13 protein-coding genes are annotated in these 13,107 nt (G+C 70.4%); 1 reads left to right on the top strand and 12 read right to left on the bottom strand.

Annotated features, from left to right (window positions below):
• Positions 1-31: 31 nt before the first annotated feature.
• From OG897_RS05815 to OG897_RS05775, 9 genes are all read right to left on the bottom strand, one after another.
• Positions 32-1,606, bottom strand: coding sequence for an alkaline phosphatase family protein (locus OG897_RS05815; RefSeq protein WP_266653493.1), 1,575 nt, complete (start codon positions 1,604-1,606; stop codon positions 32-34).
• Between the two features lie 267 nt (positions 1,607-1,873).
• A complete protein-coding gene (locus tag OG897_RS05810) occupies positions 1,874-2,944 on the bottom strand; it encodes a 2-aminoethylphosphonate ABC transporter substrate-binding protein (protein WP_266653491.1) in 1,071 nt (356 codons plus the stop codon).
• A 69-nt stretch (positions 2,945-3,013) separates the two neighbouring features.
• Positions 3,014-3,811, bottom strand: a complete 798-nt coding sequence (locus tag OG897_RS05805; RefSeq protein ID WP_266653489.1) for an ABC transporter permease — start codon at positions 3,809-3,811, stop codon at positions 3,014-3,016.
• Complete coding sequence (locus tag OG897_RS05800; protein WP_266656599.1) at positions 3,798-4,667, bottom strand: 2-aminoethylphosphonate ABC transporter permease subunit; 870 nt, start codon at positions 4,665-4,667, stop codon at positions 3,798-3,800. Before OG897_RS05800 ends, OG897_RS05805 begins: the two co-directional genes overlap by 14 nt.
• Before the next feature lie 115 nt (positions 4,668-4,782).
• Positions 4,783-5,841, bottom strand: a complete 1,059-nt coding sequence (locus OG897_RS05795; RefSeq protein ID WP_266653487.1) for an ABC transporter ATP-binding protein — start codon at positions 5,839-5,841, stop codon at positions 4,783-4,785.
• Entirely contained in the window at positions 5,838-6,533 is a 696-nt protein-coding gene (locus OG897_RS05790) for a phosphonatase-like hydrolase (RefSeq protein ID WP_266653485.1), read from the bottom strand. The genes OG897_RS05795 and OG897_RS05790 overlap by 4 nt, the downstream gene beginning before the upstream one ends.
• Before the next feature lie 9 nt (positions 6,534-6,542).
• On the bottom strand, positions 6,543-7,664 hold the full coding sequence (locus tag OG897_RS05785; protein ID WP_266653483.1) for a TIGR03364 family FAD-dependent oxidoreductase: 1,122 nt from the start codon (positions 7,662-7,664) through the stop codon (positions 6,543-6,545).
• 154 nt (positions 7,665-7,818) lie between these two features.
• Positions 7,819-8,583: a GntR family transcriptional regulator gene (locus OG897_RS05780; RefSeq protein ID WP_266653481.1), complete on the bottom strand. Its 765-nt coding sequence runs from the start codon at positions 8,581-8,583 to the stop codon at positions 7,819-7,821.
• A gap of 35 nt (positions 8,584-8,618) precedes the next feature.
• Positions 8,619-9,491 carry a hypothetical protein gene (locus OG897_RS05775; protein ID WP_266653479.1) on the bottom strand — a complete coding sequence of 291 codons (873 nt, stop codon included), beginning with the start codon at positions 9,489-9,491 and terminating at the stop codon, positions 8,619-8,621.
• 203 nt (positions 9,492-9,694) lie between these two features.
• Between OG897_RS05775 and OG897_RS05770 the strand changes: the two genes are divergently transcribed.
• On the top strand, positions 9,695-10,804 hold the full coding sequence (locus OG897_RS05770) for a Gfo/Idh/MocA family oxidoreductase (protein WP_266653477.1): 1,110 nt from the start codon (positions 9,695-9,697) through the stop codon (positions 10,802-10,804).
• A 41-nt stretch (positions 10,805-10,845) separates the two neighbouring features.
• Here the strand turns inward: OG897_RS05770 and OG897_RS05765 are convergent, their stop codons facing one another.
• The 3 genes from OG897_RS05765 to OG897_RS05755 all read right to left on the bottom strand — a co-directional run bounded on the left by OG897_RS05765 (position 10,846) and on the right by OG897_RS05755 (position 13,043).
• Complete coding sequence (locus tag OG897_RS05765; protein ID WP_266653475.1) at positions 10,846-11,706, bottom strand: fumarylacetoacetate hydrolase family protein; 861 nt, start codon at positions 11,704-11,706, stop codon at positions 10,846-10,848.
• A gap of 150 nt (positions 11,707-11,856) precedes the next feature.
• Positions 11,857-12,633: a YidC/Oxa1 family membrane protein insertase gene (locus tag OG897_RS05760; RefSeq protein WP_266653473.1), complete on the bottom strand. Its 777-nt coding sequence runs from the start codon at positions 12,631-12,633 to the stop codon at positions 11,857-11,859.
• Positions 12,634-12,770: 137 nt separating this feature from the next.
• Positions 12,771-13,043: a DUF6412 domain-containing protein gene (locus OG897_RS05755; RefSeq protein WP_266656597.1), complete on the bottom strand. Its 273-nt coding sequence runs from the start codon at positions 13,041-13,043 to the stop codon at positions 12,771-12,773.
• Positions 13,044-13,107: the final 64 nt, after the last annotated feature.

The raw sequence follows: 13,107 nt of genomic DNA, 5'->3' as shown, positions 1-13,107 counted from the left end.
GCGCGGAAGGGGGACCGAACTACGGGTGGAATCAGCCGACTTGTACGTTGTCCACGGCCCAGTACCAGCTGTTGCGGGCGTCCCGCATCCGGAACTTGACCCGGACCGTGCGGGCCCCCTTGGGCACGGGCACCGTCAGCTTCTCGACGGTGTTCTTCGCGTCGGCGGCGTAGTGCTTGACCAGGTGGTCGGCGGCTCCGTCGAAGGAGACCAGGACATCTCCGCGCTGGGTGCCGTCCTGCACGTAGTGGCTGGCGTACGTCAGCGTCACCGACGTCTTGCGGGCGACGCGGTACGCGGGCGAGACGAGCGTCGAGTCGAACTCGATGCCCTTGGACGGGTTGCCCTTGTCGTCCCACTCGTCGGGGTCGGCGACCGCGATCACGCCGCGCCCCCGGGTGAACGCCTCGCGTCCCTGCGCCCTGTCGGCGCGGGTCCAGAACTCGTCGGTGGTCAGCGTCCAGCCGCGCCACTCCTCGACGCCGCCGGTCTTCGGCATCCGGGAGTTGTCGATGGTCCAGCCACCCGCCGGGGTGTGCGTGAAGCCCAGCACCTCCTGGGGCGTTCCGGTCTCGTCGACGGCGGGCTTCAGGAGCGGGTACGAGGCGTCGAAGCCGTCCGCGAAGGGCCGCTGGAGCGGGTGTCCGTCGAGGCCCCACTCGGGCTTCGGCGTGATGCCCAGCGCGTGGAAGACGGTGGCGACGGTGTCGACGTGGCGGCCGTTGACCGGCTTGGCTCCGGCGGGGATGCCGGGACCCTGGGCGATCGTGAAGACCCGGCGCTCCTCGATGGAGGGCCCGCCGTGACCGCCCGCGTCGGCGTGGCCGTGGTCGGTGGTGAGGAGAATCGTCCAGCGCTCGCGGCCGTACGTCTTGCGGGACGTGATCGCGGCGAGCATGCGGCCGACGTAGCCGTCCATCAGGTCGATCTGCTCCAGGTACTTCGGGCTCATGGCACCGGAGTTGTGGCCGACGATGTCGCTCTGGCCGAAGTAGACGAAGCAGACGTCGGGGTTCTGGTCGCGCAGGATCGACTCGGCGGCCCGGGCGATGGTCGCGTCGTGCCCCACGTAGCCGTCCGCGTCCCCGTCCAGCACCAGCTTGGCGCTGGCTCCGGCGGTGACGGTCCCCTCGGCGTCCAGGGGCTTCCAGTCGATGGCGGCGAACGTGGACAGTTCGGGCTTCACTTCGCGCAGGCGGGCCAGGAAGCCCGGGTACTGGGCGTAGTTCTTTCCCTGGAAGCTGTTGTCGACGACGCCGTGCTTGTCGGGCCACACCCCGGTGGAGACCGTCGACCAGCCGGGTCCCGACGACGTCTGCGCGGTCGGCGGGGAGTAGAGCAGGCTGGTGGCGAAGGTGCCCCTGGCGATCAGGGACTTGAAGGTCGGAGCCTTGGCGGCGGCGATGCGGTCGTGCCGCAGGCCGTCCATGCCGACGACGAGGACCTTGTTCCTGCTGGTGCCGTTGGGAAGTTTCGGGACGTCGGCGGGGGCTGCGGCGGGCGCGGCCTGGGCGGCGCCGCTCAGGGCGCCTCCCGACACCACGGCCGCCGCCGCCGCGGTGGCTGTTCCGGCGAGCACGGTGCGGCGGGACATACCTCGGGGCATTGCTGATCCTCCAACGGGGCCGGTGCTGTTGAGATCGAGGCAGAGCGGGACGTGCGTGACGTACGTGGCCTGGGCCTGGCCGTGCGAAGGTCCGGAACGCGAGAGTCTGGACCAGACCCGTTACCTTTGCGTGATAGTGGGTGGCTGGTCCAGACCCTGGTGGTGAAGCTTGGCCGAATGGTTACCGACGGCCGGGCGGCGCGGGGTTACGAAGCTGGGCTACGGGGCTGGGCTACGAGACCCGGCTGCGGGGCCGGGCCACGGGGATCAGCTGCCCGTCGCGGTCTTCCAGGCGTCGACGTACTCCTTGAGGTTCTTGTCGATGTCGGCCCAGTCCGGGGTGAACACCTCGACGCCGGTGAGGACCTTGTCGAGCGCGACGGCGTTCGCGTCCTTGGGCTGGATGTTCGTGCGGGCCGGGAAGCCGCCGCCGATGGCGCTGACGTCCTTCTGCGCCTCGTCGGAGAGCATGAAGTCGAGGAGCTTCTTGCCGTTCTCGGTGTGCGGGGCCTTGTCGACCAGCCCGGCGGCGTACGGCAGCGCGAAGGTGGAGGGCTTGGCGCCGCCCGCCTTCGCCGGGAACCAGATGCCCAGGTTCGGGGCGGACTTGGACTGCGCGAAGTTCATCTGCACGTCGCCGTTGGCCACCAGGATCTCGCCCTTGTCGACCTTCGGTGCGAGCTTGGAGGTCGAGGAGGACGGGCCGACGTTGTTGGCCTGGAGCTTCTTCAGGTACGCCATGGCGGCGTCCTTGCCGTTGAAGTCGTACATGGCCTTGATGACGACGGCGGTGCCGTCACCCGCGACGCCCGGCGTGGAGTACTGGAGCTTGCCCTTGAACTTGGGGTCGAGCAGGTCCTCCCAGGTCTTGGGGCTGTCGCCGGGCAGCTCCTTCTTGTTCTTGATGAACCCGAAGTAGTTGTTGACGACCGAGGTCCACTTGCCGTCGGACGCCCTGTTGCTGGGGGCGACCATGTCGGAGTTGGCGGGCCTGTACGTCTGGAGGAGGCCCTTGGAGTCGGCCTGCTGGATGAACGGCGGCAGGGTGACGATGACGTCGGCCTGGGTGTTGGACTTCTCGCGCAGGGCGCGCTGCACCATCTCGCCCGAGCCGCCCTCCACGTACTTGACCTTGATGCCGGTCTTCTTCTCGAAGTCCTTGAAGACCTTGTCGTACCAGCCGTCGCCCTTCTCGCCCTTGAGGCCGTCGGCGCTGTAGACGGTGACGATCTTCTCGTCGGAGGACGAGGCTGCGGAGGAACCTCCGCAGGCGGAGAGGGAAGCGGCGAGGGCGAGGCTGCCGACGACGGCGGCGAGCGGCTTGAGGGTGCGCTGCATGGCGATTCGTATCCCCTTGGACGTCTACGGATATCTACGTGATCAGCTTGATCAGCGTGATCAGCGTGATCAGCGGAAGGAGGCTTTGGTACGGATGCGGGAGACCGCGAGCAGGACGAGCAGCGTGGTCCCCATGAGGACGACCGCGACGGCCGATCCCGCGAAGAGGGAGCCCCGGTCGGTGGCGGTGAAGATCTGCACCGGCAACGGCATCCAGTCCGGCGGGTAGAGCATCATCGTGGCGCTCAACTCGCCCATGGACAGGGCGAAGCAGAGTCCGGCGGCCGCGTTCAGGGACGGCAGCAGGAGCGGCAGCTTCACCCGCCACAGGACGTACGAGGGACGGGCCCCGAGAGAGGCGGCGGCCTGCTCGTACATCGGATCGAGTCGTACGATCGCGGCCGAAACCGACTGGTAGGCGAACGCCGTGACAAGAATGGTGTGCGCGAGGATGACGATCCAGCGCGTGCCGTTGAGCAGGAACGGCGGCTGGCTGAACGCGACCAGCACCGCGAGCCCGACGACCACCGACGGCACGGCGACCGGCAGCATGAACAGGGCGTCCAGCACCCGCTTCCCGCCCTTCTTGAGGGCAGCCGCGGCGAGCGCGGCCCAGCTCCCGAAGGTCAGCGCGAGGACGCTGGCGGCGAGGGCGGTGACGAGGCTGGTGGTCAGCGCCTGGAGCGATTCACCGCGTACGGCGGCCCCGTAGTTCTCGACGGTCGGCCGGGAGGGGAACGCCCCCGACCAGTGCGTCGAGAAGGACGCCGCGACGATCACCAGCAGGGGAAGCGCGAAGAGCGGAAGGAAGAGGAGGAAGAAGACGACCCAGGTCGCCCACTTCCCGGTGCGGCTATGCACCAACACGACGGCTCACCACCCGGTACATTCCGTAAAGCCCCACGGATATCGCGATGTTGACGACGGCGACGACACAGGCGGCCGGATAGTCCGACTCCAGGATCGCCTTGCTGTAGACGAGCATGGGCAGCGTCGTGACGCCTTTCGCTCCCGTGAAGAGCACGATTCCGAATTCGTTCAGGCACATCACCAGGACGAGCGCCCCGCCCGCCGCGAGCGCGGGCAGCGCCTCGGGGAGGATCACCTGCCGCACGATCCGCCAGGTCCGCGCCCCGAGCGACGAGGCCACTTCGAGCTGCGAGGTGTCGATCTGCGAGAAGGCGGCGAGGAGGGGGCGCATCACGAAGGGCGTGAAGTACGTGATCTCCGCGAGCAGCACGCCCCACGGCGTGGTGAGGAAGTGGAAGGGCCCTTCGGCGGCTCCGGTGACTCCGGTCCACACCCCGTTCGCCATTCCCACGGTGCCGTAGATGAAGAGCAGCGCGAGCGTGATGAGAAAGGACGGGAAGGAGAGGAACACGTCGATGAATTTCGCGACGGCCTTTCCGCCGGGGAAGGGGACGAAGGCGATGACGAGCGCGAGCACGAATCCGAGGACGAGGCATCCGACGGTCGCCCCGAGGGCGAGCCATACGGTCGTGGTCAGCGCTTCCCGGAACGCCTCGGAGGCGAACACGTCGCCGTAGGGCGCGAAGGAGACCTCTCCCGTGTCGGCCGTGAACGACTGCTGCACGACCAGCGCCAACGGATACAGAAACACCAGCGCCAACACCGCCACGGGCGGCACCGCCCACACCCAACGAGGCACCCCCCGCGCGGACTTGCCGCCACCGCTCGCCCCTTGGGCAGCTGGGCCGCCCAGAGGGCGAGTGGGGTATCCCCTGCTCGAACGAAGTTGAGAGCTTGGGGAAGGGTGGGCAAGGGGCGGCCCCGGCGGAGCCGCACCGTGCACCGCCCCCCGCCCACCTTCACGGACCTCAGCCACCGGACACCCCCGCTCCCAGGAGCACCGCGTCCTCCGCCGCGAAGTGGAGCGTGACCGGCTCCCCGAGCACCGGCGTCTCCCGCAGCTCCCGCACGTCCGCCTTCACCCGGTACCGCCCACCGCCGACCTCCACGTACAGCCGGTGCGTGGACCCCCTCCACTGCACCTCGCTGATCTTCCCGCGCAGCGCGTTGGGCCCCTCCCCGAGCCCGACCAGGTGCGGCCTGACGCACAGCGTGGCCGTGGCCCCGACAGCCGCGCCCCCCGTGTCCACCCGGAGCTCGACCCCGTCGAAACGGACTCCCCCCGAACCCACCTCCACCGGCAGCAGATTCGCGTTGCCGACGAACGAGGCCGTGAACTCCGTCCGGGGCCTGCGGTACAGCTCCTGCGGCGTCCCGCAGTCCTGAAGCCGCGCCTTGTCCATGACCGCGATCCGATCGGCCAGGGTCAGCGCCTCGACCTGATCGTGCGTCACATAGAGGATCGACACATCGGGCAACTCCCGGTGCAGTCGCGCCAGTTCTGCCAGCATCCCCGACCTGAGCTGCGCGTCCAGCGCCGACAACGGCTCGTCGAGCAACAGCACGCCCGGCCGGATCGCCAACGCCCGCGCGATCGCCACCCGTTGCTGCTGCCCGCCCGACAACTCCCTCGGGTAGCGCTTCGCGTACGAAGCCATCCCGGTCATCTCCAGCGCCTCGGCGACCCGCCCCGGGATCTCTCCCTTGTCGACCTTCTGCGCCTTCAGCCCGAAGGCCACGTTGTCCTCCACCCGCAGGTGCGGGAAGAGCGCGTACTGCTGCACGACCATCCCGATGCCCCGCCGGTACGGCGGCAGCGCGGTGACGTCGCGGTCCCCGATGAACACCCGCCCCGAAGCGGGCTTCACGAAGCCCGCGACCGCCCGCAGCGCCGTCGTCTTCCCGGACCCGGAGGGCCCGAGGAGCGCCATCACCTCACCGGGTTCGACGGTCAGGTCCAGCGAGTCCAGGACGACGTTCTTCCCGTACGCCACCGACACGGACTCGAAGCGTATGCCGCTGCTCATCGGCCCAACTCCGCCAGCAGCGCGGGCAGTTCGGCGATGGAACCGAGCACGTACGTGGCCCCGTGCGCCTCCAGCTGCGTACGCCCGTGCGCACCGGTCAGGACACCGGCGACGACGCCCGCCCCGGCCCTCACGCCGCTGAGCATGTCGTACGAGGTGTCGCCCACGACCACCACGTCGGCGACTCCCGCCACGGCCCCCGTACGGAGGAAGGCGGTGAGCACCATGTCCGGGTACGGGCGGCCCCGGCCCCCGGCGTCGGCGGGGCACAGGGTCAGCCCGACCAGGTCCTGCCAGCCCAGGGCCGCGAGGATCGCGTCCTGGGTGACCCGGGCGAAACCGGTGGTCAGCACCACCGTGCGACCGTCGGCGGTCAGCTTCTCGACGGCCTCCCGCGCACCGGGGATCTCGGCGATCCTGCCCCCGTCGACCAGCTCCCCGTACGCCTGCTCGAAGGCGGTGTTGGCCTGCTGGGCTTTCGCTTCGTCGCCGAAGAGGTGCCGGAAGACGGAGATCTTGGACTCGCCCATGGTGGCGCGGACGTAGTCCAGCTTGCTGTCGAAGTCGGGGGTCCCGGCCTCCACGCCCAACTGCTGGGCCGCTGCGGCGAATGCCTGCTCGACGAGGCCGCCGTCGGCGACGGTCGTACCGGCCATGTCGAGTACGACGAGGTCAATGCGGTTGCTGCTCATGTCTGACGTTCACCAGCCCAATTCGTTCGCGGTCTTCTCGGCGATGGCGGGCGAGCAGGTCATCCCGCGTCCGCCCGGCCCGGTCACCAGCCATACGCCGGCCTGCACCTGCTCCCGGTGCACCACACGGCTCTTGTCGACGCACTGGGCGTAGACCCCGGCCCAGCGCCGCCGGATCTTCGGAAGCGGACGCCCCAGGAAGCTCTCGGCCACGGCTGCGACGTGCTCGTACGGCTCCTCCTCCACGTCGAAGCGGAAGGGGTGTTCGTACTCGTGGGTGTCGCCGATGGTCAGCCCGCCGTCGCGCCGTTGCACCATGAGCAGCTGCATCTTGTGGGCGGCGGCGGTGGGCGTCTGGTCCTGCCCGCCGTTCAGGGCGTCGAGCGCTCCGCCCGCGTACGCCGGGTAGTAGCGGAAGCTGTCGGCGTCGGCGACCGAGGTGGTGAGGGTCTCGCCGAGGGGCTCGGTCTGCATCATCTGGAGGCGGACCCGCCGCACGGGCAGGTCGGGGGCGAGCTCGCGGACGAGTCCGCCGAGCCAGGCACCCGTACAGAACACGACGACGTCTCCCCGGTGCACGTCGCCGTGATCGTCGCGCACAGCCCCTTCGCCGACGACGTCCCGGACCTCACGCCCGCCGAGGAAGGTGTACCGACCCGAGGCCAACAACGCTTCTTTCAGGGCGAGTTGCGCGGTGCGGGGCTCCACGGCGGCGTCCCGCTCGCACCACAGCGCGGCGAGGAAGTCGCCGCGCAGGGCGGGGTTGATGCCGCGCGCCTCGTCGGCGGTGAGCAGCTTGTAGCCGCGTTCCGCCGCGTCGTCGCGGGTCAACGCCGCTTCGGCGACGGCGAGTTCGAGTTCCGTACGGACCGGGGTGAGGGACCCGATGGCCCTGAAGCCGAGCTCGGGGACGCGGGCGCCGATGCCCTCCCACAGTTCGCGGGCCCGCAGCGCGGTGTCGAGTTCCTCGCCGCCCGCACGCCCGCTGACCCAAATCTGGCCGAAGTTGCGCAGGCTCGCGCCGCGCGCCTCGCTCTCTCGCTCGATCTGTACGACCTCGTGGCCGCGTTCCACTGCGTGCCAGGCGTGCATGGTTCCCACCACGCCGGCTCCTACGACTATGACTCTCACGGCGGCTACGCTCCTCGGGACGGATGTCCGCCCCGGAGCCGCCCGGCAACGGCACGGTGAACAGCCCCCCAAGGCTGGCTCAGACCCGTTATCCCTCCGTTACCTTCACGCGTCGGACCGACTGCTCCCGCCCCGCCCCGCCCTCGCCCTCCGGCTAGCTGTTGAGCTGCGTGGAGAAGCTGAACCGGTCGCCCCGGAACAGCATCCGCACCCGCTCCAGCGGCTTCCCCGTCACATCACGGGACCACCGGTGCATCAGCAGCATCGGCAGTGCGGGCGGCGTACCGATGAGCAGCGCCTCGCGCGGAGTGGCCAGGACGGTCTCGATGCGCTCCCCCGCCCGCCCCAGGCCGATGCCGACCTCTTCACTGAGGTAGGCGTAGAAGGAGGAGTCGGGTTCGAAGTCGACGTCGAGGCGCGGCACGCGCTCCACGGCGACGTAGCAACTCTCCAGACCTATCCGCTCGTCGTCGGCGAGCAGCACCCGCTCCAGGTGCCAGACCGGTGCACCGGGCTCGACACCGACGTCAGGAGCGAGGCTCCGGGGGCAGGGGAAGCTCTCCAGGCCGATCAGATTGCGGCCGGGGCGGCGGCCCTGACGGCGTACTCCTTCTGTATAACTGGCCAACGCCAGGGGCTGCTCCAGCTTCGGCCCGGCGGCGACGGTCCCCCGCCCCTGTCGTCGCACCCGCCCCTCCAGCAACAGTTCGCGCAGGGCCTGGCGGACGGTGTCGCGGGCGACTTCGTACCGCAGTGCGAGGTCGCGTTCGGTGGGCAGCAGCTGGCCCTCCGCCAACTCGGCGATCAGCTCGGCGAGATGGGCCTTGACGGCGTAGTACTTGGGGATGCGTCCGTGCTCCGGGATGCCGGACCGGACGGGCGCGCCGGGGTCCTGGTGGTGCGTGTTCGGGTAGTCCACGTCAGGGATCGTCGCAGATGACGGAGCGCGTCGCCTCAGCGCTTCGGCGGCGTCCGCATCCGCCGGGAACCCACCACCAGGGCTCCGCCGCCGAGGAGGAGGGCGGCGGCGGTGCCCCCCAGTCCGAGCAAGGGGCTCGGACCCGACTGTGCGAGCTGGTGCGGGCTTCCGGCGCCCACCGCGTAACCGTCCTCGTCGTCGGGGGTGCCGGAGCTGGCGCCGATGCGGAACCGGTAGTCGTCGGACTGCCCGACCCACTCGCCGTCGTCGCCCAGGCGCTGCACGATCGCCGCGTTGGCGACGACGTCGTCGGCCCCCGCCTCCTCGGTGAAGCCGAGCCGTACCCGTACCGTCCGGGTCTCTCCGGCACCGACGCCGAACCCTTCGAGGTCCTCGCCGAAGACGCCGATCAGCTCGTCCCGGTCCGTGCGGACGAAGGGCACGGTGTGCCAGCGGCCGTCCGAGGAGAACTCCGCGACGACGTGACCGGGCCGGAGGGTGCGCCTCTGGTCGGCGAGGACGAGCACGGGGTGGACGCCCCGGCAGGCGGTGTCGGTGGTGTTGGCGAGGTCGAGGGCCCACTCGGTGCGGTCGCCGCCGGGGCGGTAGGTGGCGGGGGCGCTGTGGATGCGGGTGGTGAGGGGGAAGTCGACACTGTCCGGATCACCGCAGGTGGGGGTGAGGGCTTCGCGGGTGTCCCCGGTCTCCCTGGCCCCCCTGGTCTCCCTGGCTCCCCTGGTCTCCCCGGCTTCCCTGGTCTCCCCGGCTTCCCTGGTCTCCCCGGCTTCCCGTTCCCGGGGGAGGAGCCGGGACGGTGCGGCTTGGTCGGCGGCGGAAGCGACCGCACCCGGCGCGGGCACGAGGGCGGCGACCATGACTCCCAGCACCAGTGCGCTGCGCAGACGCATGGGGTGGCCCCTTCGGTTCACGAGTGCGGACAGGGGGCGGAACATGATCGGTGACCCTGTCACGCCGACGACCCGCGAAGAGCGCGCCACGGCCCCGTACGGCCGAACAGCGCTCAAAGACCCCTCCATCAGCCCATGTGCGCTCCTCCCCCACCGCGCGGCCCTTTTTGCACTTCCCCACCTGCGTTGTTTAAGTGGAAACCATGACGTCCACAGCTGCTCCCACCTCGCCCGATCCCTCCGCCGACACCCCGCTGCGGGTGGCACTGCTCGGGTACGGGCTGGCCGGTTCCGTATTCCACGCGCCGATGATCGCCGCGACCGAAGGACTGGTCCTGGACACGGTCGTCACGTCGAACGAGGAACGCAGGGCGCAGGCCCTGGCCGAGTTCCCGGAGGTACGGTTCGCGGACTCGCCCGACGAGGTGTGGGCGCGGGCCGCCGAACTGGACCTGGTGGTCGTCGCCACCCCGAACAAGACCCACGTCTCCCTGGCGAAGGCGGCCCTCGCGGCGGGCCTGCCGGTGGTCGTCGACAAGCCCCTCTCCGCCACGGCGGCCGAGGCCCGCGAGCTGGCCGCCCTCGCCGACGAGCGCGGTCTGCTCCTGTCCGTCTTCCAGAACCGCCGCTGGGACAACGACTTCCTCACCCTGCGCGCGCTCATCGCCGAGGGCGAACTGGGCGACGTACAGCGCTTCGAGTCCCGGTTCGAGCGGTGGCGTCCGCAGCTCAAGGGCGGCTGGCGCGAGTCGGGCGACCCGACGGAGATCGGCGGCCTCCTCTACGACCTGGGCAGCCACGTCGTCGACCAGGCCCTCGCGCTCTTCGGCCCCGTCACCCAGGTGTACGCGGAGTCGGACGTCCGCCGCCCCGGCGCGGCGGCCGACGACGACACGTTCCTCGCCCTCACCCATGCGAACGGCGTCCGCTCCCACCTGTACGTGAGCGCGACGACGGCCCAGCTGGGCCCGCGCTTCCGGGTCCTGGGCTCGCGGGCGGGCTACGTGAAGTACGGCCTGGACCCGCAGGAGGCCGCCCTCCGCGACGGCAAGCGCCCGGGGACTTCGGCAGCCTGGGGCGAGGAGCTCAAGGAGATGTGGGGCCACCTCGGCTCGGGCGAATCCCCCCTGACGGGCGGCGGCGTTCCGGTCCCCACCCTGCCCGGCGACTACCGCGCCTACTACGCGGCCGTCGCCCACGCCCTCCGCACCCGTACGGCTCCCCCGGTCACGGCCCTGGAGGCCGCCGCAACGATGACCGTCCTGGAAGCCGCCAAGAAGTCCGCCGCCGAGGGCATCACGGTCCAGCTCTGACCTGCACGGGGGTGCGGGCACTGCGCCGCACCCCCGTTCCCCTACGCCCCCTTCAGCTCCTGCCGCTGCCTCCCCAGCCCCGCCACCTCAAGCTCCACCACATCCCCGGCCCGCAGGTACGGCTTCGGCTCCGGCTGCCCCATCGCCACGCCCGCCGGCGTCCCGGTGTTGATGACGTCGCCCGGGTAGAGCGTCATGAACTGGGACACATACCGCACGATCTGTCCCACTCCGAAGATCTGCTCCGCCGTCGTCCCGTCCTGCTTCAGCTCCCCGTTGACCCAGAGCTTCACCGGCAGCGCCTGCGGGTCCGGCACCTCGTCCGCCGTCACCAGCCACGGCCCGAGCGGGTTGAACGTCTCGCAGTTCTTCCCCTTGTCCCACGTCCCGCCCCGCTCGATCTGCCACTCCCGCTCGGACACGTCGTGCGAGGTGGCGTACCCGGCCACGTACGAGAGGGCCGCCTCCGCGCTCTCCACGTACCGGGCGGTCCGGCCGACGACGACGGCCAGCTCGACCTCCCAGTCGGTCTTCACGCTGCCCCGGGGCACGAGCACGGTGTCGTACGGCCCGACGACCGTGTCCGGCGCCTTCAGGAACAGGATCGGCTCCTCCGGAGCCGCCGCCCCGATCTCCTTCGCGTGGTCGAAGTAGTTCAGCCCGACACACACGACCTTGCCGATCCGCGCCAACGGCGCCCCGATCCGCAGGCCCGTCGCATCCAGCGCGGGCAGCGTCCCCGCCCGCGCGGCCTCGCGCACCCGCTCCAGCGCGGCGGAGTCGGCGAGCAGGGCTCCGTCGATCTCCTCCACGACCCCGGACAGGTCACGTACGGTCACGCCGTCCTCGTCGAGCAACGCCGGACGTTCCGCACCGACGGGCCCCACACGCAGCAGCTTCATACTGACGATCTCCTTGTGGTCGAAGGTCGCGCCCAACCCGACCGCTCACACACCGCGGCCCGGCCACCGGAGAATTGTCCGATCCTCCAAGGTCGACGCCCACTCCGCAAGGCCGCGTTCACGGACTGGACCGATGCCCCCCACCCGCCCTCATCCCGCGCCCTGCCCCGCCAGCGCGGCCTTCTCCGCCTTCGCGGGCCGCTCCCGCTGCAACCAGGCCCGCTCCGCGACGGTCCACGCCGTGGTCGTCACCAGGTACAGCCCGGCCGCCAGCGGCACCACCGCCGCCGTGACGATCGTCCCGAACGACAACAGCGGCAGCCACTTGAACAGCCCCGCCCCGACAGCGGTCCCGGACGTCCCGGCCCCACTCGCCAGCTGCGCGAACTCCGAAGAGGCCGCGTTGCGCCGCGCCCGCCGGAACGACCACGTCGCCACGCACGCGATCAACGCGAACACCCCGAGATAGACGACCCCCTGCGCCCCGAACACACCCCCGTCACCCAGCGCGTCACTCCACCGCGACCCGAGCGGCGCCGCGAACAGCCGGTGTCCGAGCAGCTCGTTCACTTCTCCGCCGACCTTCGCCGACGAGAAGACGTGGTACATCACGAAGAACACGGGCAGCTGGACCAGCATCGGCAGCATCCCCGAAAACGGCGAAACCTTCGCCTCCGCATGCAGTGCCAGGATTTCCTTCTGCATCCGCTCGGGCTGCTTCGCGTACTTCTTCCTCAGCACGGCCAATTGCGGAGCCAGCGCCGCCCGCGCCTTCTCCCCCCGTACGGCAGCACGGGCCAGCGGATGAAAGGCGATACGCACCAGCATCGTGAAGACGACAATGGCGGCAGCGGTCGCCGAAAGGGCGAAAACCGGCTCCAGAACACGGGCGAGCAGCTCGACCAGAGAAGCGAAAAGGGAATACACGGAAAGAGCCCTCCGAGGGTCTCGTCGTACCGAAGATGAAGGAGAAACATCGGCATGACGACCCACGAGGGGCTCTCGGCGGAACTCTCAGCGCCAGCACATCGGCGCTTCGTGTACGTGTGCGAGTACGAGGTCCCCTACGCGGCCGTCGGAGACAGCCGCCCGGGTGCCCTCGGACGGGGCCTGCCCGCCGCGTCGGGGTCCCGTTGGGCGAGGAAGGCGGTGCGCCGCTCCCGGTCGCGCAGGGCGGTCCGCACCTTCGTACGCGGTACGGACGGAGCCGTGCGCCCGGCGAGCAGCGCGCAGGCGATGAGCGCGGCCCCGGCGGTGGCCGTGGCGGCGAGCGCGACGGCGCCCGCGAAGCCGAAGCCGCCGAGGTCGAAGAGGACCTGGGCGAGCAGGAAGAACATCAGCAGCGCGTAACGCGCACGTGCCACGTTCCCGATCACACCCACCCCTCCTCTCTCTTCGCTC

It is taken from the genome of Streptomyces sp. NBC_00237, assembly GCF_026342435.1.
Classification (GTDB): Bacteria; Actinomycetota; Actinomycetes; order Streptomycetales; family Streptomycetaceae; genus Streptomyces.
The sequence above is the reverse complement of the archived record's forward strand: the minus strand, read 5'-3'. Positions and strand labels throughout refer to the sequence as shown.